Source organism: Brevundimonas sp. NPDC090276 (genome assembly GCF_044772165.1).
In the GTDB taxonomy this organism is placed as follows: domain Bacteria; phylum Pseudomonadota; class Alphaproteobacteria; order Caulobacterales; family Caulobacteraceae; genus Brevundimonas.
In genome coordinates, this window is the sequence record NZ_JBIVYK010000001.1 from 810,586 (window position 1) to 835,194 (window position 24,609).

General features: G+C 69.2%; 25 protein-coding genes. 16 read left to right on the forward strand and 9 right to left on the reverse strand.

Annotated features, from left to right (window positions below; genetic code table 11):
- Positions 1 to 44: 44 nt before the first annotated feature.
- From ACIQTU_RS03865 to ACIQTU_RS03875, 3 genes are read left to right on the forward strand one after another with little or no spacing between them, the layout of a single operon-like run.
- On the forward strand, positions 45 to 2,819 hold the full coding sequence (locus tag ACIQTU_RS03865) for a hybrid sensor histidine kinase/response regulator (protein WP_400542582.1): 2,775 nt from the start codon (positions 45 to 47) through the stop codon (positions 2,817 to 2,819).
- Entirely contained in the window at positions 2,816 to 3,280 is a 465-nt protein-coding gene (locus ACIQTU_RS03870; protein WP_400542585.1) for a chemotaxis protein CheW, read from the forward strand. Before ACIQTU_RS03865 ends, ACIQTU_RS03870 begins: the two co-directional genes overlap by 4 nt.
- Positions 3,281 to 3,302: 22 nt before the next feature.
- Positions 3,303 to 4,880: a methyl-accepting chemotaxis protein gene (locus ACIQTU_RS03875; RefSeq protein ID WP_400542588.1), complete on the forward strand. Its 1,578-nt coding sequence runs from the start codon at positions 3,303 to 3,305 to the stop codon at positions 4,878 to 4,880.
- Positions 4,881 to 5,017: 137 nt separating this feature from the next.
- On the opposite strand, the gene ACIQTU_RS03880 is transcribed toward ACIQTU_RS03875, so the two are convergent.
- Entirely contained in the window at positions 5,018 to 5,827 is an 810-nt protein-coding gene (locus ACIQTU_RS03880) for a CheR family methyltransferase (protein ID WP_400542591.1), read from the reverse strand.
- Positions 5,824 to 6,894: a chemotaxis response regulator protein-glutamate methylesterase gene (locus tag ACIQTU_RS03885; protein ID WP_400542594.1), complete on the reverse strand. Its 1,071-nt coding sequence runs from the start codon at positions 6,892 to 6,894 to the stop codon at positions 5,824 to 5,826. The genes ACIQTU_RS03880 and ACIQTU_RS03885 overlap by 4 nt, the downstream gene beginning before the upstream one ends.
- A 129-nt stretch (positions 6,895 to 7,023) precedes the next feature.
- Here ACIQTU_RS03885 and ACIQTU_RS03890 point away from each other — a divergent pair, with 129 nt between their 5' ends.
- From ACIQTU_RS03890 to ACIQTU_RS03915, 6 genes are all read left to right on the forward strand, one after another.
- Complete coding sequence (locus ACIQTU_RS03890; RefSeq protein ID WP_400542597.1) at positions 7,024 to 7,974, forward strand: rhodanese-related sulfurtransferase; 951 nt, start codon at positions 7,024 to 7,026, stop codon at positions 7,972 to 7,974.
- A 54-nt stretch (positions 7,975 to 8,028) separates the two neighbouring features.
- Positions 8,029 to 9,648 (forward strand): acyl-CoA dehydrogenase family protein, encoded by a 1,620-nt coding sequence (locus ACIQTU_RS03895; protein WP_400542600.1) that lies wholly within the window; start codon positions 8,029 to 8,031, stop codon positions 9,646 to 9,648.
- A gap of 97 nt (positions 9,649 to 9,745) precedes the next feature.
- The gene (locus ACIQTU_RS03900; RefSeq protein WP_400542603.1) at positions 9,746 to 10,219 is read left to right on the forward strand and encodes a response regulator transcription factor; all 474 of its coding nucleotides are present in this window, start codon (positions 9,746 to 9,748) and stop codon (positions 10,217 to 10,219) included.
- A 107-nt stretch (positions 10,220 to 10,326) separates the two neighbouring features.
- Positions 10,327 to 10,803, forward strand: coding sequence for a hypothetical protein (locus tag ACIQTU_RS03905; RefSeq protein WP_400542606.1), 477 nt, complete (start codon positions 10,327 to 10,329; stop codon positions 10,801 to 10,803).
- Positions 10,766 to 11,074, forward strand: coding sequence for a hypothetical protein (locus tag ACIQTU_RS03910; RefSeq protein ID WP_400542609.1), 309 nt, complete (start codon positions 10,766 to 10,768; stop codon positions 11,072 to 11,074). Before ACIQTU_RS03905 ends, ACIQTU_RS03910 begins: the two co-directional genes overlap by 38 nt.
- A gap of 117 nt (positions 11,075 to 11,191) precedes the next feature.
- On the forward strand, positions 11,192 to 13,564 hold the full coding sequence (locus ACIQTU_RS03915) for a TonB-dependent receptor (RefSeq protein WP_400542612.1): 2,373 nt from the start codon (positions 11,192 to 11,194) through the stop codon (positions 13,562 to 13,564).
- A 66-nt stretch (positions 13,565 to 13,630) separates the two neighbouring features.
- Here ACIQTU_RS03915 and ACIQTU_RS03920 read toward each other — a convergent pair whose 3' ends face one another.
- Positions 13,631 to 14,083, reverse strand: coding sequence for a DUF983 domain-containing protein (locus ACIQTU_RS03920; protein ID WP_400542615.1), 453 nt, complete (start codon positions 14,081 to 14,083; stop codon positions 13,631 to 13,633).
- Positions 14,084 to 14,254: 171 nt separating this feature from the next.
- Between ACIQTU_RS03920 and ACIQTU_RS03925 the strand changes: the two genes are divergently transcribed.
- Positions 14,255 to 17,140 (forward strand): tetratricopeptide repeat protein, encoded by a 2,886-nt coding sequence (locus ACIQTU_RS03925; RefSeq protein ID WP_400542618.1) that lies wholly within the window; start codon positions 14,255 to 14,257, stop codon positions 17,138 to 17,140.
- A 122-nt stretch (positions 17,141 to 17,262) separates the two neighbouring features.
- Here the strand turns inward: ACIQTU_RS03925 and ACIQTU_RS03930 are convergent, their stop codons facing one another.
- The 3 genes from ACIQTU_RS03930 to ACIQTU_RS03940 form a co-directional block, all read right to left on the reverse strand.
- Complete coding sequence (locus tag ACIQTU_RS03930) at positions 17,263 to 17,541, reverse strand: HU family DNA-binding protein (RefSeq protein ID WP_105564062.1); 279 nt, start codon at positions 17,539 to 17,541, stop codon at positions 17,263 to 17,265.
- Between the two features lie 114 nt (positions 17,542 to 17,655).
- A complete protein-coding gene (gene fliP / locus ACIQTU_RS03935) occupies positions 17,656 to 18,471 on the reverse strand; it encodes a flagellar type III secretion system pore protein FliP (RefSeq protein ID WP_400542621.1) in 816 nt (271 codons plus the stop codon).
- On the reverse strand, positions 18,468 to 18,755 hold the full coding sequence (locus ACIQTU_RS03940) for a flagellar biosynthetic protein FliO (protein ID WP_400542624.1): 288 nt from the start codon (positions 18,753 to 18,755) through the stop codon (positions 18,468 to 18,470). The genes fliP and ACIQTU_RS03940 overlap by 4 nt, the downstream gene beginning before the upstream one ends.
- Positions 18,756 to 18,913: 158 nt before the next feature.
- Between ACIQTU_RS03940 and flgB the strand changes: the two genes are divergently transcribed.
- The 4 genes from flgB (at position 18,914) to ACIQTU_RS03960 (ending at position 20,544) form a co-directional block, all read left to right on the forward strand.
- The gene (gene flgB, locus ACIQTU_RS03945) at positions 18,914 to 19,318 is read left to right on the forward strand and encodes a flagellar basal body rod protein FlgB (RefSeq protein WP_207825738.1); all 405 of its coding nucleotides are present in this window, start codon (positions 18,914 to 18,916) and stop codon (positions 19,316 to 19,318) included.
- A 13-nt stretch (positions 19,319 to 19,331) separates the two neighbouring features.
- Positions 19,332 to 19,766, forward strand: a complete 435-nt coding sequence (gene flgC / locus ACIQTU_RS03950; protein ID WP_400542628.1) for a flagellar basal body rod protein FlgC — start codon at positions 19,332 to 19,334, stop codon at positions 19,764 to 19,766.
- Positions 19,767 to 19,776: 10 nt separating this feature from the next.
- A complete protein-coding gene (gene fliE / locus ACIQTU_RS03955) occupies positions 19,777 to 20,088 on the forward strand; it encodes a flagellar hook-basal body complex protein FliE (protein WP_105564065.1) in 312 nt (103 codons plus the stop codon).
- A 78-nt stretch (positions 20,089 to 20,166) separates the two neighbouring features.
- Positions 20,167 to 20,544, forward strand: a complete 378-nt coding sequence (locus tag ACIQTU_RS03960; protein ID WP_400542631.1) for a VOC family protein — start codon at positions 20,167 to 20,169, stop codon at positions 20,542 to 20,544.
- Here ACIQTU_RS03960 and ACIQTU_RS03965 read toward each other — a convergent pair.
- Positions 20,541 to 21,689, reverse strand: a complete 1,149-nt coding sequence (locus ACIQTU_RS03965) for an acyltransferase family protein (RefSeq protein ID WP_400542633.1) — start codon at positions 21,687 to 21,689, stop codon at positions 20,541 to 20,543. The genes ACIQTU_RS03960 and ACIQTU_RS03965 overlap by 4 nt on opposite strands.
- A 43-nt stretch (positions 21,690 to 21,732) precedes the next feature.
- Positions 21,733 to 22,269, reverse strand: coding sequence for a GrpB family protein (locus tag ACIQTU_RS03970; protein WP_400542635.1), 537 nt, complete (start codon positions 22,267 to 22,269; stop codon positions 21,733 to 21,735).
- A gap of 306 nt (positions 22,270 to 22,575) precedes the next feature.
- On the opposite strand from ACIQTU_RS03970, the gene ACIQTU_RS03975 reads away from it, so the two are divergent.
- Positions 22,576 to 23,406: an alpha/beta fold hydrolase gene (locus ACIQTU_RS03975; RefSeq protein ID WP_400542638.1), complete on the forward strand. Its 831-nt coding sequence runs from the start codon at positions 22,576 to 22,578 to the stop codon at positions 23,404 to 23,406.
- 12 nt (positions 23,407 to 23,418) lie between these two features.
- On the opposite strand, the gene folE is transcribed toward ACIQTU_RS03975, so the two are convergent.
- Positions 23,419 to 24,006: a GTP cyclohydrolase I FolE gene (gene folE, locus ACIQTU_RS03980; RefSeq protein WP_400542641.1), complete on the reverse strand. Its 588-nt coding sequence runs from the start codon at positions 24,004 to 24,006 to the stop codon at positions 23,419 to 23,421.
- Positions 24,007 to 24,341: 335 nt separating this feature from the next.
- On the opposite strand from folE, the gene fliQ reads away from it, so the two are divergent.
- Positions 24,342 to 24,608 (forward strand): flagellar biosynthesis protein FliQ, encoded by a 267-nt coding sequence (gene fliQ, locus ACIQTU_RS03985; RefSeq protein ID WP_199183609.1) that lies wholly within the window; start codon positions 24,342 to 24,344, stop codon positions 24,606 to 24,608.
- Position 24,609 lies beyond the last annotated feature (1 nt).

Sequence of the window (24,609 nt, forward strand, 5' to 3'; positions counted from 1 at the left end):
ATTCGACAGGGGCGGTTCCGCCGCCCTCAAGGGGGTGATTGATCGTGGACGACGTCATCATCGAATTCGTGTCCGAGGCCCGCGAGGGCATCGAGGCGGTGGACGCCAAACTGGTCCGCTTCGAGCAGACGCCGGACGACCCCGATCTGCTGGGGGACATCTTTCGCCTGATCCACAGCCTCAAGGGCGGCTCGGGCTTCCTCGGCCTGGTGCGGTTGCAGAGCGTGACCCACGCCGCCGAAAATGTGCTGGGCCTCTATCGCGACGGGACGCTGGCGGTGGACGCGTCTTCCGTCACCGTCATTCTCGACGCCGTGGACGTGGTCCGGGCCGTGATCGAGGGACTGGCCGAAACCGGTGTCGAGCCCGAGGGCGACGATAGCGCCCTGATCGCGCGGCTGGACCGGATCTATGCGGGCGACAGCGCGCCAGCTGAGGTTGCGCCCGCCGCGTCGCGCCCCCTGCTGGAACGGGTCGGCGGCGAGGCCACGCTGGACGCCGCCTGTGAAGGCGCGCTGGCCCTGCTGGTCACGGCCCCCGACACGGGCCCTCTGTTCGCCGGGATCGACCTGGACCGGGTGCAGGCCGAATGGCGCGAGGCCCTGTGCGGCGTCGCCCGCGCCGCAGCCGCGCCCGGGGCCTTTCAGCGGGCCCTGGCCGAGACCTTCGGCGAGGCGCTGACTTCGCACGAAGCGGCCTTCGTTCAGGCCGTGCGTCAGAACCTGATCGATCTGGAAGCCGGGGGCGAGGCGGTTGATGCCTTGCTCGCAGCCCCGCCCGTCGAGCGCGAGGCCGAGCCATCGCGCGCCGACCGCGCGGAACCCGCCAAGGGACCGCAGACCATCCGCGTCGGCGTCGACACCCTGGAAGGCCTGATGACCATGGTCAGCGAGCTGGTGCTGATCCGCAATCAGTTGATCCAGACCCTGCGCGACCAGCCCGAGACGCCCTTCGCCGGGCCGCTGCACCGGCTCAATCAGGTGACCAGCGAACTGCAGGAAGGGGTGATGACCACCCGAATGCAGCCGATCGGCGGGGCTTGGGCCAAGCTGCCGCGTCTGGTGCGTGACCTGGCCTCCGACCTGGGCAAGCGCATCGATCTGGTCATGACCGGCGAGGAGACCGAGCTGGATCGCCAGGTCATGGAGCTGATCCGCGACCCCCTGACCCACATGATCCGCAACGCCGCCGACCACGGGCTGGAAACGCCGGATCAACGGCGCGCGGCGGGCAAGCCCGAGATCGGCCGCATCAGCCTGTCGGCCCGGCACGAGGGCGGGGCCATCCTGATCGAGATGGCCGACGACGGGCGCGGCCTGCCCGCCGCCCGCATCCGCGACAAGGCGGTCGAGGCGGGGCTGATCACGCCGGCTCAGGCGACGGCCATGAGCGACGCCGAGGCGCGTCAGCTGATCTTCCTGCCCGGCTTCTCGACGGCGTCTGCTGTGACGGCGGTGTCGGGGCGCGGGGTCGGCATGGATGTGGTGCGCACCAATATCGAGGCCATCGGCGGGGCCGTCGAACTGACCTCGGTCGAGGGGCAGGGGACACGCTTCACCATCCGCATCCCCCTGACGCTCAGCATCATCGCCGGGCTGGTGGTCGAGTGCTGCGGCGAGCGCTTCGCCATGCCTCAGGCCAGCATCATCGAACTGGTCAGCGCCAATGGCGCGGCGGGCCGCCGCATCGAACACATCAACGGCGCCGAGGTGCTGCGGCTGCGCGACCGCCTGCTGCCGCTGGTGTCCTTGCAAGCCCTGCTGGGGTTGGAGGCGCCGGACGGGCCGCGCGGCGAGGCCTGCATCGTGGTGGCCCGCGTCGGGGCCTTCGACTTCGGCGTCATCGTTGATCGGGTGTTCGACACCGAGGAGATCGTGGTCAAGCCGGTAGCCGCCATCCTGCGCCACCTGAAGCTCTATTCCGGCGCGACCATCCTCGGCGACGGGGCGGTCATCATGATCCTGGACTTCAAGGGCATGGCGGTCGAGGCGGGCGCCGGCGCCCTGCTGAACGGCGGCGAGGACATGGCCGCCGAGGCCTCGTCCGGCGACGACCGCTCGGAGGCCCTGCTGGTCTTCCGCGCCGCCGACGACGGGCTGAAGGCGGCGCCCCTGGCGGGCGTGGCCCGCATCGAGGAGGTGGAGCCCGCGGCGCTGGAATGGGCCGACGGGCGGTCGCTGTTGCAGTACCGGGGGCGGTTGATGCCGGTGCTGAACGCGGACGGCGCGCCCCTGACGTCGGCGCCGCCGACCAAGCGCCCGCTGCTCGTCTTCTCGCGCGGCGACCGCAGCCTGGGCCTGATGGCCGAGGAGATCGTGGACATCGTTGAGGCCGCCGCCGCCGTCGAACTGGCGGGGGCCTCGACCGGGGTGAGCGGCAGCGTCGTGGTTGCGGGCCGGGCCACAGAATTGATCGACGTGGATTTCTACTGGCGGCGTTGCGACGGCCTGGCTGAACCGCGCGCCGAGGTAGCTTCCGCCCGCGCCGCCAAGCGCCTGCTGGTGGTGGATGAGAGCCCCTTCGTGCGGATGCTGCTCGGCCCCCTGTTGGCCCAGGCCGGCTACGAGGTCGAGGTGGCGACGGATCCCGAGGCGGCCCTGGTCCTGCACGACGCGGGCGCCGCCTTCGACCTGATCCTGGCCGACACCAGTCCCGCTGGATCGGCGGCGCGGCGCATGGCCGCCGCCTTCGGCCGCGCCTCGGCCTGGCACGCCACGCCGCTGCTGGGCCTTGGCGTCCAATCGCTGACAGGTCCGCCGCAGGACGCCTTGCTGAGCGATGTCGCCCAGTTGCTTTCACAAGATCAGGAGGCCGCATGACCCCCGTTCCGACCGAACCCCCGCTGGAAGGTCTGGTCGCCGTCCGCGTCGGCGACCAGATGATCGGCGTCCCCCTGCTCAGGGTTCAGGACGTGATCGCCCCGGTGCGCATCGACCGCGTGCCGCTGGCCCCGTTCGAGGTGGCGGGGTCGCTGAACCTGCGCGGGCGGATCATCACGGCGGTGGATATGCGCCGCCGCCTGGGCTTGCCGCCGCGCGAGATCGGCCAGCCGCACATGAGCGTCATCGTCGAACGCGGAGGCGAGCTCTACGCCCTTCAGGTCGAGGACGTCGGCGACGTCCTGTGGCTGGACCGCGCGGCGAGGGAGCCTCTGCCCGTCACCCTGGCCTCCGAATGGCGGGCCCTGTGCGACGGCCTGTACCGCCACGACGACGCGTCCCTCCTGATCCTCAACATCGAACAGACCTTCACCCTGTCCGCCCCGGCCGCCGCGGCCTGAACGGACCACCAAGGAGCCTGCCATGTCGCGCACCGCCGCCGCTGAACAGCTGGACGACCTGATTGTCGGACCGGACCCCGACGCCTTCGCCCGCGCGGTGGTGCGGTCCACCTCCGCCGCCCTGATGATGGTCGACCGCGACCTGACCATCATCGACCTGAACGACGCCACGCGCGCCCTGCTGAAGGCCAATGAGGCCGCCTTCGCCCGCGCCTTCCCCGGGGTGGCGCTGGACCGGATGGTGGGCACCTCCATCGACGTCTTCCACAAGGATCCCAGCCACCAGCGCGCCATGCTGGCCCACCCGCTGGCTCGCCCGCACATCGCCGAGATCAGCGTCGGCGACCTGCGCTTCGCGCTCAGGGTCATGTCGGTGCTGGACGCCGGCGGCGACTATGTCGGCAATGTGCTGGAGTGGAACGACGTCACGGAACTGCGCAAGCACGCCGGGATGCTGGAGGCGCTGAGCAAGGCCCAGGCGGTGATCGAGTTCAGCCTGGACGGGACGATCCAGAGCGCCAACGGCAACTTCCTGAGCACCACCGGCTATCGGCTGGAGGAAATCGTCGGCCGCCATCACTCCATGTTCGTCGACCCTGCCGAGGTGCAGTCCGGCGCCTATCGCGCCTTCTGGGAGAAGCTGGGGCGCGGCGAATACGACGCCGGCCAGTATCGTCGGGTGGGCAAGGACGGGCGCGAGGTCTGGCTGCAGGCCAGCTATAATCCCATCCTCGACGCGCGCGGCGCGCCGATCAAGGTGGTCAAGTTCGCCACCGACATCAGCGCCCAGAAGCAGGTGGCGGCGCGGGTGACCGAGATATCGGGCATCGTCGCTTCGGCGGCCTCGCAGATGCGGGCCACCGCCGAGGGCATGGCCGGCACGGCCGAGGAGACCACGCGCCAGGCCGGATCGGTGACGGCGGCGGCCGAGGTCACCTCGGTCAACGTCCAGACCGTGTCCTCGGCGGGCGAGGAACTGACCGCCTCCATCGCCGAGATCGCGCGGCAGGTGGCCGAGTCCAGCAGCATCTCGCAGCATGCGGTGAGCGAGGCGGACCGCACCAGCGAGGCCATCCGCACCCTGGCCGACGCCGCTCAGAAGATCGGCAACGTCGTCACCCTGATCAACGACATCGCCGGCCAGACCAAGCTGCTGGCGCTCAACGCCACCATCGAGGCGGCGCGGGCGGGCGAGGCGGGCAAGGGCTTCGCCGTCGTGGCCTCGGAGGTGAAGAGCCTGTCGGATCAGACGGCGCGGGCCACGCACGAAATCTCGTCCCAGGTCTCGGCCATGCAGGCGGCGACCCAGACCTCGGTCGGGGCCATCGGCAGCATCACCGACACCATCCGCAAGGTGGCCGACATCGCCTCCGCCATCGCCGGGGCGGTCGAGGAACAGTCCGCCGCCACCCGCGAAATCGCCGCCAACGTGACCCAGGTGGCCGAGGGCACGCGCCAGGTCTCGACCAGCATCGCCGGGGTCAACGCCGCGGCGGTCCAGACCAGCGACGCCTCGTCGGAACTGCTCAACGCCTCGGGCGAACTGGCCCGACAGGCCGAAGCCCTGACGGCGGAAATGGATCGTCTCGCCGCCGCCTGAGCCCCCTGCGGGCCGCGACGGGACGGGCGTAGAGGGGGCGAAGACGGCGTGCTGCCGCCTTCGCCCCTGAGTCATTGTGGGGCGCTTCTCTTGATCCTCCCTTGTCGCGCAGCGACGGGGGAGGGGGAGGATCAAGGTCAGTCGCCCGGCCTGAACACCCCCCGCAAGCCCACGGCCGGCGCAAAGCCGCTCTCCAGCCCCACCACCGTCTCCGCGCTGCCCAGCACCAGCGCCCCATGGGGCTCCAGCGCCTGACCGATCTGGCTCAGCGCCGCGCGCTTATGCTCGCGGTCGAAATAGATCAGGACGTTGCGGCAGAAGATCAGGTCGAAACGGCCCAGACCCGCCGTCCCGGCCAGCAGGTTGTGCGGCGCGAACCGCACCATCGCCCGCACCTGCGGCGACAGCAGCCACTGGTCCCCCTGACGCGTGAACCAGCGCGCCAGACGCGCCTCGGTCAAGCCGCGCTTCACCTCGAAGTCGCTGTAGAGGCCGGTGCGGGCGCGTTCCAGGATCGGCAGAGACATGTCGGTGGCCAGGATCTCAATGCGCCAGCCGGGCATCCGCGCCTGCTCCTCCATCAGCAGCATGGCCAGGGAATAGGGCTCCTGTCCGCTGGAGCAGGCGGCGCTCCAGATGCGCAGGGTGCGGCTCTGCGCCCGCGCCGCCAGAAGGTCGGGCAGAATGACGTCGCGCAGTTGGTCAAACGGCGTGGTGTCGCGAAAGAAGAAGGACTCATGCGTCGCCATGGCGTCGATGCAGCGCTGGGCCAGAGCCCCGGACGGCTCGGCGCCGACGCGGGCCAGCATCTGATCCAGACCGTCAAAGCCGTCCTTGCGGGCCAGCGGCTCCAGCCTGCTTTTCAGCAGATAGTCCTTGTCCGCCGTCAGCACGAGGCCGGAGCGTTCTAGCACCAGCTTGCGAAAACCCTCATAGGCGACGGTCATGCGCAGGCTCTCCGCACCCAGGGCGCGATCTGGTTGAGGGGCAGGACCGCCTCGGCCAGTCCTGTTTTCGCGGCGGCGCCGGGCATGCCCCAGACCACGCTGGTCGCCTCGTCCTGCACCACGAAACGCCCGCCCGCCTCGGCCACGGCGCGACAGCCCTCGGCCCCGTCGGCGCCCATGCCGGTCAGGATCACCGCCAGCAGGCCGGGGCCGTAAGCCGCCGCCGCCGAGCGCAGCATGGGATCGACCGAGGGCCGGCAGAAGTGCTCGGGCGCTTCCTGATTGAGGCGGATGACCGGCACCTGGCCGCTGCGGCCCACCGTCATGTGCCAGCCGCCGGGCGCCACATAGATGCGGCCCGGCAGGATGGGCTCGCCGTCGCGCGCCTCGGCGGCGGGGCGTCCGCCGGTTCGCTCCAGTTGTTCGGCCAGCATGGCGGTGAAGGTCGGCGGCATGTGCTGGGTCAGCAGCACCGCCTGTTCCAGCTCGCCCTTCAGGTCGGCGAACAGGCTCATCAAGGCGGGCGGCGCCCCGGTCGAGCCGCCGATGGCCACGATCCGAGGCCGGATGGGCGGTGATAAAGAGGCGGGGCGGACGGCAGGGGCTGCGGGCGCGGGTGATGGCGCGGTCGGCACGGTTCTCCAGCCTCCGAGCGCCTTCACCTTGGCGATCAGTTCGCGCGCGAAATCCTCGGCGCCGACCAGCCCGCCCGTCTCGGGCTTGGGCACGTAGTCGGCGGCCCCGGCCTGCAGGGCTTGCAGGCTGATGCGGGCGTTGCGTCGCGTCAGGGTCGAGGCCATGACCACCTTCACGTCCGGCTGGCGCTGCAGGATCAGGGGCAGGGCGGTCAGCCCGTCCATCACCGGCATCTCGATGTCCAGCACCACCACGTCGACGGCGGTGCGCGCCAGTTCGCTCAGCGCCGCCTCGCCGTTGGCGGCGCGCGCCACGACGTGCAGCGCCGGGTCGCGCTCCAGCGTCTGCACGATCAGGCCGCGCACGATGGCGCTGTCGTCCACGACCATGACGCGAATGCGGGGGGCTCGAACGGGCGCGGCTTCCAGCAAGGCGGGTACCCTTCAGGTTGAGTGTGGTATGTAACTCATAGTTGTAAACAAGCTGTCGCCGTGACGCGCGGGGCCGCGAGGCCTATAGAGGCCGCTTCCTTTTCATCGCCGCCCGCCCGGATGCCTTTCGTGACGCCTGAAACCGCCTCGCCCGTCTGCGTCGCCGCCCTCTATCGCTTTGCGCCCATTGCGGACCGCGAAGCCGTGCAGGCGCATCTGCTGGACCTGTGCGGTAGCGAAGTGCGCGGCACGCTTCTGGTGGCGCATGAAGGCCTCAACGGCACCATCGCCGGTCCCGACGCCGCCGTCGCCCGCGTCGTGGACGGGGTGCGCGCCCTGCCAGGGTTCGACCGGCTGGAGCTGAAATACTCGACCGCCGAGGTCATGCCGTTTCACCGCATGAAGGTGCGGCTCAAGGCCGAGATCGTCACCATGGGCGTGACCGACATCGACCCGGTCGAGGGCGTCGGCGCCTATGTCTCGCCTCAGGACTGGAACGCCCTGATCGCCGATCCCGACACCATCGTCATCGACACCCGCAACGACTACGAGGTCGAGGTCGGCGTCTTCGAGGGCGCGATCCAGCCCAATACGCGCACCTTCCGCGAGTTTCCCGACTGGTTCCGCACCGAGGGCCGCGCCCTGCTGGATCGGCCCAACCCGCCCAAGGTCGCCATGTACTGCACCGGCGGCATCCGCTGCGAAAAGGCCACCGCCTTCCTCAGGGCCGAGGGCGTCGAACAGGTCTTCCATCTGGAAGGCGGCATCCTGAAATACCTTGAGACCATCCCCGAGCCTGAGAGCCTGTGGCGCGGCGACTGCTTCGTCTTCGACGAGCGGGTCGCGGTCGGTCACGGCCTGAAGGAAGGCGACCACAGCCTGTGCCGCGGCTGCCGTATGCCGGTCAGCCCCGAGGCCCGCCTGTCGCCCCTCTATGTCGAGGGCGTCTGCTGCGAACGCTGCCACGATACGCGCACCGAGGAACAGCGCGAGGGTTATGCCGAGCGGCATAAGCAGATGGAGATCGCGGCGCGGCTGGGGATCGAACACGTCGGCGCGGCGCAGAAGCGGCCGGACTAGCCGCTCGCGCGCGGGCCGTGTCATGCTGGCTCCCAGCCTGAACGGAGCCCGCCCATGTCGCCCTTCCGTCCCGTCGCCGATCTCGACACCCATGAGGTGACCAACCAGCCGCCGCCGCTGGAGGACGTCAACCTGTTCACCGGCGACCGGGCCCTGCTCGACGCCGTGCGCTGGGCGGGCGGGGCGCATCACGAAGCCCGATTGACCGCCCTCGGCGCCCGCTGCGGTTCAGCCGAGGTCATCGACTGGGGCGTGCAGGCCAACCGCGTGCCGCCGGTGCTGGACACCCACGACCGCTATGGCCGTCGCATCGACGAGGTGACCTTTCATCCGGCCTATCACCAGTTGATGACGCTCGGGCTGGAGGCGGGGCTGGCCTCCGCCGCCTGGGACGGGACGGCCAACGGCCATGTCCTTCACGCCGCCATCCTGTTCCTGACGGGGCAGGCGGATTCGGGAACCAGCTGTCCCATGACCATGACCTACGCCTCGGTCCCGGCCCTGGCGGTCGAGCCGGGCGTGGGCGCGTCGTGGATCGAAAAGGTGAAGGGCGGCCGCTACGACCCCGCCGTCCGGCCCGCGCCGGACAAGGCGGGCGTCACCCTCGGCATGGCCATGACCGAGAAGCAGGGCGGGTCCGACGTGCGCGCCAACGCCACCCGCGCCGAGGCGACGGGCGAGGACGGCTGGTATCGTTTGACGGGGCATAAATGGTTCTGCTCGGCGCCCATGTCCGACGCCTTCCTGACCCTGGCCCAGGCGCCGGGCGGCCTGACCTGTTTCCTGCTGCCGCGCTGGCTGCCGGACGGGACGCGCAACGCAGGCTTCCGGGTGATGCGGCTAAAGGACAAGATGGGCGACCGTTCGAACGCCTCGTCCGAGGTCGAGTATCACGGCGCGCTCGCTCAAAGGATCGGCGAGGAGGGACGGGGCGTCGCCGCCATCATCCGCATGGTCCAGCATACGCGGCTGGACTGCGTGATCGGCTCGGCCCAACAGATGCGCGGGGCTTTGGCTCAGGCGATCTGGCACGCCGCCCACCGCACCGCCTTCCAGAAGCGGCTGATCGACCAGCCGATGATGGCGGCCGTCCTGACCGATCTGGCGGTTGAAAGCGAGGCGGCCACGGCCCTGTCCATGCGTCTGGCCCAGGCCTTTGACCAGGAGGATCCGCTCGCCCGTCTGGCCACGCCCATCGCCAAGTACTGGGTCTGCAAGCGCGCGCCGGGGATGATCTATGAGGCGATGGAGAGCCTGGGCGGCGCCGGCTATGTCGAGGCCGGCCCCATGCCGCGCCTGTTCCGCCAGTCGCCGCTGAACGCCATCTGGGAGGGCTCCGGCAACGTCATCGCCCTCGACGTCCTGCGCGCCTTCGGACGCGAGCCGGAGGCGGTTGAGGCCCTGCGCGCCTTCCTTGAGGCGCAGCGAGGGACGGACGCGGCCTATGACGCCTGGATCGCCGATCTGGACGTCACCGGCGCCGCTGAAACCGACGTCCGCTGGACCGTCGAACGCCTTGCGACGGCGCTTCAGGCCGCGGTGCTGCTGGAGGCCGATAGCCCGGTCGCCGAGGCTTTCTGTCGGTTGCGGCTGCGTCCGCGCGGCGGTCTTTACGGGGCGTTTTCGGCGGGTGCAGACGTCCGCGTCGTGCTGGATCGGGCCATGCCGGTTTGATTGGAAGTGACGCTTAATAACCACGACGTAAGTAAAACGTCGGGATGCGCATATTCATCACTGGACGAAATGCTGCTTTGCTCGCTAACGCTGCCTTGTGACCCGGGTAATCGAGATTCCCAAGCTGACCCCCCGCGAACTGGAGATTGTCCGGCTGGCGGGCCAGCGGCTGGGCGACAAGGAAATCGCGCAGCAGCTGAACCTGTCGCCGCGCACCGTCCAGAACCACCTGCACCGCGCCTACGAAAAGCTGGGCGTTTCCGACCGTTTGCAAGCCGCGCGTCGCCTGAGTGATCTCTACTCAGGGGGATCAATCCCCCTATCCGAGCCCGCCGCCGCTGAGCCATCTGACCCCGTCTCCGCATCGCCTTCGACAGCGTTCGGGAACAGGACGATGCGGTGGTCGCTCTACGAGCGGTATGCCGCGTTGGACGGATGGCGCCGACCCAGGAAGCTGGGGGGCTCCCTGCTGTGGCTGATCCTCGGCTGGTCTCTGGCCTGGCTGGTGATCGCCGCGGTCGGCGCCAGCCTCGTCAATCCCGTTCTCGAGACGATCGAAAGCCTGCGGTGAACTTCGAATTCGCCGAGGTCGTCGAGGGTGACAGGTCAATGAGAGGACGCTCGCATCGGGTCGCCGCCCCAGGCGGAAACGTGCGGCGGGCGGGCTGAGGTCGCATCATGCACCCCGTCCAGATCATCCTGATCCTCGCCAACCTGATCGCCTTCACCCTGCTTCTGTGGCGGGGCGGGGCGGTAGAGCGATGGGCTGTTTTGGCCCTTACCGCGGCGCAGGTCCTGTCGGTGCTTTTGCTGCCGTGGGACATCGACGGCCTGCGGATCGGAGTGATGCTGGTGGATGTGGCCCTGTTCGCCGCCCTCTGGGGCCTGGCGGAACATGGTCGTCGCTGGTGGCTGGTCGCCTGCGCCGGGTTTCAGCTGATCATCGTGGTCAGTCATCTGGCCCCCTTCTTCGCTCATGAGCGACTGGGATGGGCGGCGGTCACCTTGCAATGGGTCGCCTGGACCTTCGTCAGCCTGACGGCCTTCGTCGGGGTGTGGGAGGCCGGGGCGGATCGACGTTTCGCCCGGGAGGGACGTGATGGCGCAAGAATGGACCATGAGCGCAGCCCGCACGCTGCTGCATCAGTGGACTAGCCGACGGGTCGAGGGCGCGGTGCGCGCCGGCGGTCTGACGGTCGATCTCAGCGGGCTGGAGCGCTGGCTGCTGGATCAGAAGCCGGGCTCGCTGGCCGAGGCAGAACGTCTGCTGGACGTGATCGCGACCTTTGAAACCGGCGGCGGGCAGGATCTCGACAGCCTGTGCCAGGTCGGCGGCGCCGTCCGCAATGACCTGAACGGGCATCGCAGCCGGGTGGACGTCAGCTTCGCCCCCTGCGCCTCCGGGCCGATGGCCGGGCGCGCCTGAAGTCAACACAGGCTGACCGGCGGCGAGGCTTCCACGCCGCCGAACTGACTGCTAGAGCGCGCTTCTGTCCGCGATACGGCCGCGCGCCGTCGCGCCCCCAAGCGGTTCACCTCCCCAATGACGACCCCCTTCCGCGCCGCGCAGTTGGCGTCCGTCGCCTTGCCCCTGTTCGTTTTCGCCGCCCCGGCCCTGGCTGAGACGACGCCGGAAAGCCCGACCCAGGTGTCGGACATCGTGGTCACGGCCCAGCGGCGCGAGGCGTCGCTGGCGTCGACGCCCCTGTCGCTGACGGTCGTGGCCCAGCCCCTGCTGAACGACGTCGGCGTGCGCGACATCAAGGACCTGCAGATTCTGACGCCCGGCCTGGTGGTGGCCTCGACCTCGAACCAGACCTTCACCACGGCCCGCATCCGCGGCGTCGGCACGGTGGGCGACAATCCGGGGCTGGAAAGCTCGGTCGGCGTCATGATCGACGGCGTCTATCGCCCGCGCAACGGCGTGGCCCTGGGCGACCTCGGCGAGGTCGAGCGCATCGAGGTGCTGAAGGGCCCGCAGGCCACCCTGTTCGGCAAGAACACCTCGGCCGGCGTCATCAACGTCGTCACCGCCGCCCCGTCCTTCACCCCGCGTCTGGCGGGCGAGGCCACCTTCGGCGACTACGGGACCCGGGGCGGTTCGGTCTCCCTGACCGGTCCCCTCGTGGACGAGGTTCTGGCCGGGCGGCTCTACGTCGCCGCGCGTCGCCGCGACGGTCTCTACGACGTGAAAACGGGCGACGGTCCGCGCACCGAAACCGACGATCAGACCGAGCACTACGACACCCTGCGCGGCCAGCTGCTGTGGCGGGCCACGCCGGCGCTGACCGCCCGCCTGACCGCCGACTGGACCGAGCGGGACGAGCGCTGCTGTGTCGGGGTGCAACTGCTCACCGGCGGCACGGCGCCGCTTCTGGCGACCTTCGCCCCCGGCGGCGGAGTGGCGGCCACGCCGAACCCGTGGGGCCGCGTCGCCTACTCGAACCGCGACACCAACACCCGCATCCGCGACCGGGGTCTGGCCCTGCACCTGACCGCCGATCTGGGCTGGGCCCAGCTGGACAGCACCACGGCGGTGCGCGACTGGCGCGGCGTCATCAGTCAGGACTGGGACTTCACCTCGGCCGACCTGGCCTATCGCCCCGACGACGGCAGCTGGTCCAACCGCTTCCGCACCCTGACGCAGGAGGTCCGCCTGTCGGGCCGCCGCGATCGTCTGGACTGGTCGGCGGGGCTCTTCCTGTCGGACGAGAAGCTGACGCGTCGCGACAGCCTCTACTACGGCGCGGACTACGAGGCCTATGTCAGCCGCCTGCTGTCGCGCAACGGCGCCAATCCGCTGGGCGATCCGACCTATGTCTCGACCCTGACCGGACTGCCGGTGGGCCAGAGTTTCGTCGAGGGCGAGGGCCAGCGCGACCGCTACTGGCAGACGACGCAGAGCGCCGCCCTGTTTGCCCAGGCCTCCTATGCCGTCACCGACCGCCTGACCCTGACCGGGGGCCTGCGGCGCACCCATGAAACCAAGGACATGGGCGCGGCCTATGACAACACCGACGGCGGCCGCGCCTGCGCCGCCGCCCTGGCCCATGGCGTGAGCAACGCCACCCTGTGCCTGCCGTGGTCGAACCCGGCCTTCAACGGCCTGAAGCAGACCGACACGGTCAAGGACGAGGCCTGGACCGGTCTGGCCCGCGCCGAATATCAGGCGACCGAGAGCACGCGCCTCTACGCCGGCTGGTCGCGCGGCCGCAAGAACGGCGGCTTCAATCTGGACCGGGGGCAGACCAGTCTCGTGCCCGACGCCTCGCGTGCTTTTGGAGCGGAGACCGCCGACGCCTGGGAGGCCGGGGTCAAGAGCGTCCTGCTGGACCGTCGCCTGCTGGTCGGCGCCGCCGCCTTCCGCCAGACCTATGAGGACTTCCAGCTCAACACCTTCCTCGGCACCACCTTCCTGGTGCGCTCAATCCCGCAGGTGCGGGCCAAGGGCGTCGAGGCGGACTTCATGTTCCTGCCGGTCGAGGGGCTGTCGCTGCAGGGCGGGGTGACCTACGCCCAGACCGAATATGGCCATGACCCCATTGCGGGCCTGCCGCTGCTGGCTGGTCGCCGTCTGGCCTTCGCGCCGCTGTGGAGCGGTTCGCTGGCGGGAACCTATGAGCGTCCGGTGGCTGCGGGCCTGACGGGCCGTGTCACCCTCGCGGCCAAGTATTCGTCGGAATACAACACCGGCTCGGACCTCGATCCGGCCAAGAGCCAGCCGGGCTTCTGGCTGGTCGACGGTCGGGTGGCGCTCGCCAGGGACGAGGCCTGGAGCGTCGAACTGTGGGGCAAGAACCTGTTCGATCAGGACTACCGCCAGGTGGCCTTCGGCGCGCCCTTCCAGTCGGGCACGCTGGGCGCCTTCCTCGGCGCGCCGCGCACCGTGGGCGTGACGCTGCGGGTGGTGCGCTAAGGCATGAAAAAAGGACGCTGGGGCGGGCCCGGCGTCCTTTCCATCTCGAAGACCAGAGCCCGAAGCTCACCCCTTGTTGCGCGCCTCGTCGCGGGCGGCGCGTTCGGCCTGGCCGCGCCAGCCGTAGCCCTCGCCATGCTTGCCCACGCTCTCGAACTCGGGCGGAGCGGCCTTGTGGAAGAACTGTTCGGCCACCAGCCAGCCCTTGAAGGGGCGCAGCACGCCCAGGCACATGAGGGCCAGGATCGGCAGGGTGACGACGAAGTGCACCCAGACCGGCGGGTGGACGTTGAACTCGAAGATCATGAAGCCGATCATGCCGACGACGCCGACCGCCGACATGACGAAGAAGGCCGGGCCGTCCGCCGGGTCGGCGAAGCCGTAGTCCAGGCCGCAGTTCGTGCATTCCTTGCGGATGGTCAGATAGCCCTGGAACAGCGGGCCGACGCCGCAGCGCGGGCAGCGGCAGCGGATGCCGGTCTTCAGCGGGCTGAGGGGCGGGTAAACGGGGTCGGACATGACTGGCGCCTGACAGAACGGGGTGACGGTAACGTCGATACCGCCGATGTCGGCCTTTCGCGCGCGCGTCGCAAGCGGGTGTTTTGTCCTACCCACGTAGGAAGGTTTTTTCAGCGGCGCTTTAACCGACGTTAACCGCGATTAAAGCCCTTCGCGCGAGGGTGCGCGCGTATGTCCGGGGCAACCGCCAGCAAGCGCGTTCTGAAGACGACCGTGGCGGCCGCCGCGGCGGGCGTCGTCGTCTTCGCGCCCCTGGCCCCGCACGCCGAGGGCGCGGGACCGCGCTCGGGCGATCCGGTCGAGATCCGCGTCGGCGCCAACGCCGGCTTCACCAAGGTCGAATTCGCCGGAGCCGTTGGGTCGCGCGCCCGGGTGCGCCAGGACGGCCGCGCCGTCATCATCCGTATCGGCACGACCGCCGCTCCCGATGTCAGCCGTCTGCGCGTCGACCCGCCGAAGGGGGTGGAGAAGGTCGAGACCCGCTCCGTCCAGGGCGCCACCGAACTGGTCCTGACCCTGGCCGAAGGGGCCGGCGTCCGTTCCGGCGCCGCCGACGGCGCGGTCTGGCTCAACCTCTACGCCCCCGGCGCCGCGCCGGAGGGAACAAGGCCCTCGGTCGTGCCCGCCGACGGGGCCGTGCCCGTCACCGCCGAGGTCAAGGACGCGACGACCCGCCTGACCTTCACCTGGGCCGCCCCGGTCGGGGCCGCCGTCTTCAGACGCGGCGACGCGGTCTGGGTGGTGTTCGACGCCGCTGCCCGCATGAATATGCCCGCCGCTGCGAAAGCCGGCGACGCGGCCAAGGCGCGCTGGGCCGCCGGGCCGGACTTCACCGCCATCCGTATTCCGGTCGCCGAAGGGCAGGGGGTGTCCGCCCGCGCGGACGGGGCCGCCTGGACCATCACCCTGGGCGGGCCGACCACCGCCGCCAGCGGGATCGACATCGGCCGCGACGACAGCGTCCAGACCGCCCTGACCGCACGCATGGCCGGGGCCACCAGGACCGTCTGGCTGACCGATCCCATGGTCGGCGACCGTTTCGCCGCCGTCACCGCCCTGGCCCCCGGCAAGGGGCTGAGGACCGGGCGTCGCACCGTTGATCTGGCTCTGCTGCCCACCGCCCATGGTCTGGCGGTCGAGACCCCGACCGACGACCTGACGGTCAAGGCCGAGGGCGACATCGTCACCCTGTCGCGACCGAAAGGCCTGCGCCTGTCGCCGCCGACGGTCGGTCTCGAGGCCGCCGCGCCGCAGACCCAGGCCCCGCGCGCCGCCGTCCGCCCGGCCCTGATCATCTCCGACTGGGCCGATCTGGGGGCCGAGACCTTCGGCGACCGCCATCGCGCGCTACAGGTCGCCGCCGAGCTGGAGAGCGGCCGCGCCGCCGAGGACCCGCGCGCGCCCATCGAGGCCCGACTGGCCTACGCCCGTTTCCTGGTGGGGCAGGGGCTGGGTTACGAGGCCATCGGGGTGCTGAACGCCCTGGTCAAGCAGACCCCGGCCATGCAGGGCGTGGCCGAGGTGCGCGGCCTGCGCGGCGCCGCCCGCGCCTCCATCGGCCGCCTGGCCGAGGCGGAGGCCGACTTTTCCGCCGGGGCTCTGGCGGGGGATCCCTCCACCCGCGTCTGGCAGGGCTATATCGCCGCCCAGCGCAGCGACTGGACCACGGCGCGTCAGGCCTTCGCCGCCGGCGCCGGCGTGGTCGACAACTTCACCCCCGAATGGCGCGCCCGATTCGGCACGGCCCATGCCCTCGCCGCCGTCGAAACCGGCGATCTGGACGCGGCGCGCGAGCTGCTGGCCTATGTCTTCAGCCAGCCGGGGATATCGGCGGCGGATCAGCTGACCGCTCGTCTGGTTCAGGCCAAGTTGTTCGAGCTGGAACAGAAGCCGGCCCAGGCCCTGGCTCTGTACAAGGCCGTGGCCCGCGCCCCGCTGGACGGCATTTCCACCCCCGCCCGCCTCGGCGTGGTGCGTCTGGAGATGGCCAGGGGGACGATGAAGCCGGATCAGGCCGCTGCTCAGCTGGAAGCCCTGAAGTGGCGCTGGCGCGGCGACGGCACCGAACTGGCCGTGATCCGCAGCCTGGGCGAGCTCTACCTGTCGCAAGGCCGCTATCGCGAGGCCCTGACCACGCTGAAGGCGGCGGGCCGCAAGATCGTGGTCCTGCCCGGCGGCGACAAGCTACAGGCCGATCTGGACAACGCCTTCCGCGCCCTCTTCCTCGACGGCGCCGCCGACGGCCTGCAGCCGGTGCAGGCCCTGGCCCTCTTCTTCGACTTCCGCGAACTGACCCCGGTCGGCGCCGATGGCGACGAGATGGTGCGGCGTCTGGCCCGGCGCCTGATCGACGTCGACCTGCTGGATCAGGCGGCCGAGCTGCTGAAGTATCAGGCCGACAACCGCCTCGACGGCGTGGCCAAGGCTCAGGTCTCTACCAACCTGGCCGCTGTCTATCTGATGAACCGCCAGCCGGAAGAGGCCCTGCAGGCCCTCTGGTCGTCGCGCACCACTCTATTGCCCACGGCCATGAACAGCGAGCGCCGCGCGCTTGAGGCCCGCGCCCTGATGGAACTGGGCCGCTACGACCACGCGCTGGAGATCCTGGCCAAGGACGCCTCGCCCGCCGCCCGCGACGTGCGCGCCGAGATCCTCTGGAAGCAGCAGCAGTGGGGCGCGGCCGCCGCGATCTATGAGCAGCAGCTCGGGAACCGCTATCGCGACGCCCTGATTCCGCTGACGGCGGATGAGGAGAACCGGCTGATCCGCGCCGGGGTCGGCTATTCGCTGGCGCGCGATGCGGGCGGGCTGAACCGTCTGTCGAACAACTATGCGGGTTTCGCCGACAAGGCCCGTTCGCCGGGAGCGATCCGCATCGCCCTGGCTGGGCTGGACGGGGCCGACGGCTCCGGCCGTCCGCAGGACTTCGCCGCCCTCAGCGCCGGCGCCGACACCTATGCCGGCTGGATCGCGGCGACGAAGGCCGAGTTCAGACAGAAAACGGGCGGAGACCGCCCTGCGACCCCCGCCCGTCCTCAGGCGGCCGGAGCCGCCTGATCATTCTTGTTTCCCTACCGCCTTGCGCGCGGCGCAAGGCTGCTTGAGGGAAGCAGGCTCCCAGCTATTGGCGCAAAGTGCGCTGGCAGCGGGGAGCCATGGACCCGTTCGGGTCCGAAGGCTTAGCCGTTGACGGCGTCCTTCAGCGGCTTCGACACGCGGAAGCGCACAGCCTTCGAAGCGGCGATCTTGATGGTCGCGCCGGTGGCCGGGTTGCGGCCTTCGCGCTCGGCGCGCTCGGCGGTGTCGAACACGCCCAGGTTCGAGATGCGGACGTCCGAACCCGAAACCAGGCTCTTGTGGATGTTCTTGACGATCGCGTCGAGGACGCGGCCGGCGTCGGCCTGCGAGACACCAGCGTCCTTGGCGACGGCGGCGATCAGTTCGGCTTGAGTGGTCATGAGGGTTTTCCCAAAGGTGGTCGTCCGATTCCCGGACGAAGACCTGAGGATCAACACGTGTTTGGCGCAGCTTGGCAAGCCCGCATGACGCGCAAAGCCCCTGAGGGCGGGGACTTATCCCCCGCCGGCCGCTTTCTGGAAGCTCTCGACCAGGCTGCCCGCGACCAGTCTCCAGCCGTCCACCAGGACGAAGAAGATCAGTTTGAATGGCAGGGAAATCACCACCGGCGGCAGCATCATCATACCCATGGACATGAGCACGCTGGCGACCACCAGATCGATCACAAGGAACGGAACGAAAAGAAGAAATCCGATCGTGAAGGCCTTCTTCAGCTCGCTGATCATGAAGGCCGGGGTGACCACCCGCAGGGGCAGTTCCTGCACGTCCGTCGGAGGGGTGATTTTCGACAGCCGGGTGAACAGGGCGAGGTCGCCGCGATCCACCTGGGCCAGCATGAAGGTTTTCACCGGTTCGGAGGCCGCATCGAAGGCCTGAGGCAGCTCCATCTGCTGATCCATCAGCGGCCGGATGCCCGAATCATAGGCGTCCTGCCAGGTCGGAGCCATGACGATGGCGCTCAGGAACAGGGCCAGCGACACCAGGACGGCGTTCGGCGGCGACTGCTGCATCCCCAGGGCGGTGCGCAGCAGGCTCAGCACCACGATGATGCGCACAAAGCTGGTGGTCATGATGACGATGGAGGGCGCCAGCGACAGGACGGTCATCAGCCCGACCAGCTGAACCACCCGCTGGGTCAGGCCCGCACCGCTCCCGAGGTCGATGTTGATGGCCGAACCGTTCTGCGCCACCTCCTGAGCCAGCGCGCCCAGCGGCCAGACCAGACACAGGGCCGTGGTGATCAGCGACAGCAGGGCGGCGCGCTTCAGCTCGGCGCGCGAGGGGAGGGCGAAGAGGGCAGGGCGGCTCATTTCGCGTCTCCCGATTGGGCCACCGGGCCGCGCGGTTCGACCAGCTCGCGGCCTTCGCCCAGCAGGATCAGCCGCTCCTCGGCGTCGACCCGCACCAGGACCAGACGCCGTGCCGGGTCCAGCACCAGGGTCTCGATGACCTGCAGCCTTCGCGCCCCGCGCTCGGCCTGGAACTTCGCCAGCACCTGGGGCGCATAGCGCCGCGCCGCCCAGGCGGCCAGGCCGATCAGGCCCAGGGTGATCGCCAGGCCGAACACCGCCCGGAACAGGTCGAGGAAATTCATGCGGTTTCGAGGCCCCCAAGGCGCGGGAATGCGGCGCCTGTATGCGCGCCGCTTCGCCCGCACGTTTCGCGGCTCGTGGTTAACGCTGCGTTTAGAAACACCGAATATTAACCATGGAGGCGGCAAATTCTGCCGATCAACCGTTCGAGGGGACCAGAGTGTCCGTCACCGACATTCCGCTGCTGAACCAGATCAAGGGCCGTCTCGGATGGCTCGACGATCGTCAGCGCGTGATCGCCCAGAACGTCGCCAACTCCGACACCCCCGGCTTCATGGCGCGCGACCTGAAGGCGCCGACCGACTTCGCCGAGGCCATGCGCACCGGCGGCGGTTTGAAGATGGTCGCCACCAATGCCCGCCACATCTCGCCGGCGGGACAGACCGCCCGCTTCGAGTCGCTGAACGCGCCGGATTCCGAGACCACGCTCGACGGCAACTCGGTCGTGGTCGAGGAGCAGATGCTCAAGATGGCCGAGAGCCGCATGGCCTATGACGCGGCCATCGGCTTCTACCAGAAGTCCATGCAGATGATCCGCATGGCCGCCAAGAAGCCCGGCGTCTGAGGGAGACTGAACCATGCCTGATCCCGTCAACGGTCGTCCCGTCAGCCCGCGCAGCACCGCCATGGGCGTCGCCGCCGGCGCCCTGAAGGCGCAGCAGTCGCGCATGCGCATCATCGCCGAGAACATCGCCAACGCCCAGTCGACGGCCACCGTCGCGGGCGGCGAGCCCTATCGCCGCCAGACCCCGGTCTTTCAGGCGCGCAAGGTCGACGGCGCCACCGGCGTGGTCCTGGCCGAGGTTCGCCCGGACCAGAGCCCCTTCCGCGTGGAATACGACCCCTCGCACCCGGCGGCCAACGCCGAGGGCTATGTCCAGCGGCCTAACGTCGACACCCTGGTCGAGGCCATGGACATGCGCGAGGCGCAACGCGCCTACGAGGCCAACCTGAACGTCATCGAGACGGCGCGGAACATGGAGTCCCGCACCCTCGACATCATCAAGAAGTAAGGGCTAGGCCATGAATCCCATGATGGCGGCCAAGGCCTATGCAGCGGTTCAGGGCGGCGCCATGCCGACCGCGACGCCGCCGAGCGCCGCTTCGGCGGCGCAGGGGCCGGGCTTCTCGGAACTGCTGCAGAACGTCATGACGCAGACGGCGCAGCAGACGCGCGGCGCCGAAACCCAGATGAGCCAGATGGTCCAGGGCCAGGGCAGCCTGATCGACGTCGTCACCGCCGTCTCGTCGGCCGAAGCCTCGCTGGAAACCGTCATGGCCGTCCGCGACCAGGTCATCTCGGCCTATCAGGAAATCATGCGGATGCCGATCTGACGCGATTGTCGTCTCTTCGGATGAGGGGCGGATCGAACCCCGCCCTCAGCGGTTCTCTCCGCATCACGGAGAGACCTCATGCTCAAGAACAAGAACTCCTCGGCCATCGTGGCGGTGAAGGACCTGGATCGCGCCCGGGCCTTCTATTCCGACGTGCTGGAACTGAACCTGGCCGACACTTCGAATGAGGGAATGCTGGGCTATCGCACCGGCTCGACCTGGCTGACGGTCTATCAATCCGACTTCGCCGGGACCAATCAGGCCAATGCCGTCAGCTGGGACGTCGGCGTCGAGCTGGACGACATCGTGGCCGGGCTCAAGGCCAAGGGCGTAGCCTTCGAACAGTATGACGCCCTGCCGCACGACGGCGACATCCACACCTGCGGCGCCCTGCGTCTGGCCTGGTTCAAGGATCCCGACGGCAATGTGCTGCATCTGGTCGGCGCGACGGGTTAGCCCTCCAGCGAGACCACCGGTTCCTTGATCTCGGCGCGGGCGTGACCGCGCTTCTTCAGCCAGGCGCGGATGCGTTTCTGGATCGGGTTGTCGACGCCGTAGTGGAACAGGAAGGCGAAGACGAAGGCTGCGCCGACGCCCATGACCCACAGCAGCCAGCGCCAGGCCTCGCCCAGGTTCAGCCGGTTGGCCGTGGCCTCGGCCAGACCGAACCAGCCGATGCGGACGACTTCATTCGAGATGAACATGGCGAAGGAGACCACCGCCGCCTGTTCGACCAGTTTCGACGGCTTTGTCACCGGAACCGCGCCTGCGGCCAGAATGATGATCGAGATGAAGGCCAGCGAGATCAGGGCGTTCTTGTCGAAATATTGCGCCGTCGCCAGACCGATCGTCGCCAGCAACAGGGCCCAGCCGGCGGCGCGCGGATGGATCCAGACCCCTTGGGCGAACCAGGCCAGCCCCATGCCGAGGATGAACAGGGGCAGGGCGCGCCAGATGCCGAGGTTCAGCGGCATCTGATAGATGGGAAACTTCAGGATGGCCCAGGCCAGCTCATTGGCCGCCAGATAGCCGACCACCACCAGGCCCAACGCCAGCCACGGCCCGACCCGCGTCAGGCCGCGCAGCACCCAGGGGAAGGCCAGATAGCAGCCCAGCAGGGCCGAGATCGACCAACTGGGCGCGTTCCAACCCAGGCCGCCGTAAACGCCGAACGACTGGACCAGGGCCGCCTGCGCCGGCAGTTGATCCCAGGCGAACCACTCGGGATGGCTGGGCGGCAGGCCAATGGCCGTGCCCAGCAGCACCATGGCCACCAGCAGGGCCAGCATGATGAGATGTGCGGGAAACACCCGCAGCGACCGCTTGAGGAAGAAGTCGCCATGGGACATCCGCCCGCCCGCGACCGAGGCGCCGTAGACCCGCATCAGCACATAGCCGCTGTCGATCAGGAAGAAGTTGGTCAGCAGGAAGCCGCCCCGCTCGAACACCGGATGCACCGCCTCGGCCAGATGCACGGGCGCCGAGGCCTGGAAATGATGCAGGATGATCATCGCGGCCACGATGAAGCGCAGCGCGTCCAGCCACCCGCCGCGCATGATCGGCGGCGGCTCATTATGAGACGAAAACACGCTCCAACCCATGACGAGGCCTCCTTCAGGCAGGACTACGCAAGAAGGGCGCCGGTCAGCCGAGGCGACGCTCGGCCCAGATCAGCGCCTCCGCCTCGATCCGTCTGATCCAGTCCGCCTTGCAGTCGCTATAGGCGGACTTGTCGGCGGGGCAGAGGTCCCGGCACCGCATCTTCTCCCCCTGATAGGTGGCGGCGATGTCGGGGTGTTCACGCAGGTAGTCGCGAAACGCCAGGTGGCGCGCAATGGCGGCGCCGCCGTCTTCATAGGCGTGGGCCTGAATCAGACGGCGTCCGGTCGCGGGATTGCTGCGGGTGCAATAGCGGCGATCGGCAAGCCCGCCTTCGCCCCTCCATCGATAGCCGAGGGATTCCATCGCCTGCCGCTGGCGATCGAAGGCCGCCAGAGAGGCGACGACGGGCATCAGGTCGATCACCGGCTTGGCGACGATTCCCGGGATGGCGGTCGAGCCGATGTGGTGGACGGTCAGCAGGTTGGAGCCGAGGGCGGCCGCCAGGGCGAGGGCCTCGGCGCGAGCCTGCTCAGACCATAGAGGGTCATGAGGGACCAGTCGGACCGAAGCAGGTTTCATATCCCAGGCTCCTCGCCGACCGCCGCACGCCTGAACGGCCAAGACCCGAGGGTGGCACGAAAAGCCGTCCCGGCCCATGCACCCGGCCAGATCGCGGCGCCTTGCGGGACATCGCCGCGCGGATTCGTGATCGGCGGGCGGGCCCGATGCGGGGCCGCCCATGCTAGGTTCACCCACGGGGCGACCTTCCCGGCCCTTTCATATCCAGTTTTCGACCTGACGCGGGATTGCTGTCCATGACGTCAGGCGCGTGCGTGCTCCCCACCAACGGGCCCGCTGCGGGCCCATGGCCACAGGATGCTGACCATGCCTTACATCACGACCGACGACGGAACCGAGATATTTTACAAGGACTGGGGGGCCGGGCAGCCGCTGGTCTTCCACCATGGCTGGCCATTGAGCGCGGACGACTGGGACGCCCAGATGCTTTTCTTCCTGGCACAGGGCTATCGCGTCATCGCCCATGACCGGCGCGGCCACGGCCGTTCGACCCAGACGGCCGAAGGCAATGAGATGGACACCTACGCCGCCGACGTGGCGGCGCTCGCGAAGCATCTGGACCTGCGCGACGCCGTCCATATCGGCCACTCGACCGGCGGGGGCGAGGTCGCACGCTACGTCGCCCGGCACGGCGAGCCGGACGGACGCGTGGCCAAGGCGGTGCTGATCGGCGCCGTGCCGCCCTCGATGCTGAAGACCGAGGCCAATCCCGGCGGCTTGCCGCTGGAGGTCTTCGACGGCTTCCGCGCCGCCCTGGCGGCCAACCGGGCGCAGTTCTATCGCGACGTGCCGGCTGGTCCTTTCTACGGCTTCAACCGCGACGGCGCGCAGGTGTCGCCGGGCGTCATCGACAACTGGTGGCGTCAGGGGATGCAGGGCGGGGCCAAGGCCCACTATGACTGCATCAAGGCCTTTTCGGAGACCGACTTCACCGATGACCTGAAGGCCATCACCGTGCCGACCCTGGTCCTGCACGGCGACGACGACCAGATCGTGCCCATCGACGACTCGGCCCGGCTGTCGGCGCCTCTGCTGAAGAACGGCACGCTGAAGGTCTATCCCGGCCTGCCGCACGGGATGTGCACCACCCACGCCGACGTCATCAACGCCGACCTGCTGGCCTTCATCAAGGGGTAGGGGGCGTGAGGATCAGCCCCGGACGAGGCGCAGGAATTCCTCGCGCGTCCGGGGGTCTTCGCGGACCGTGCCCAGCAGGCAGCTGGTCGACAGGCTGGCGCCGGGGGCGTCGACGCCGCGCATGGTCATGCAGCTGTGCTCGGCCTCGATGACCACGCCGACGCCGTGCGGGCGCAGCACGTCCTGGATGGCGTGGGCGATTTCCGACGTCATCTTTTCCTGGATCTGCAGGCGGCGCGCGAAGCCACGCACCACCCGGGCCAGCTTGGAGATGCCGACGACGCGGTCGGTCGGCAGGTAGCCGACGTGGGCCTTGCCCACCACCGGCAGCATGTGGTGCTCGCAGAAGCTGACGAAGCGGATGTCCTTCAGGACGACCAGTTCATCGTAACCGCCGACTTCCTCGAAGGTCTTCTCCAGATACTCGCGCGGCTCGACCTCATAGCCCTGGAACAGCTCACGATAGGACTTGGCCACGCGCTTGGGCGTCTCCAGCAGACCCTCGCGGTCGGGATTGTCGCCCGCCCACTGGATCAGGGTGCGGACGGCGGCTTCGGCTTCGGCCTGCGAGACGGAGGGTTTGTGCGCGTGGTCGGTCATGGCTTGTCCATATAGCCGGACCGGCCGATCAATCCAGCCGTTAAGGCCGATGCGGGACGAAACGGACCGTGCGCCGGCGCGAACGGCGACTGATTTTCCATCGCCGTCATCCTCCGGCAAGCCGCGCAGCGGCGCAGACCGGGGGACCCAGCGGCGCGCGTGAGCGCGACCCTGTCCCGAGCGCGGCGTGAGAAGCTCGCCTTCGGCGCCGCTGGGTCCCCCGGTCTCACTCCGCTCGCCGGAGGATGACGGGGGAGGGGAGTGCGCTTCTATCGCTTGAGGTAAACGGCCTGTTAACCATCCTGTCGGCATTTTCTGCCCGGTTCCCGGGAGTGGTGATGAGCGGCGCGGAAGTTCTGGATATTGGCCGTGACGCCATCTGGCTGACGATCCAGCTGTGCGCCCCCGTGCTCGTCGTCGGCCTGGTGGTCGGCGTGGTCATCGGCCTGTTTCAGGCCCTGACGCAGATTCAGGAACAGACCCTGATCTACGCGCCCAAGATCATCGCCATCTTCGTCTCGCTGCTGCTGTTCCTGCCGCTGATGGGGGCGCTGCTGGGCGGCTTCATGCGCGAGATCGCCGCCCGCATCGCCGGGATGTAGG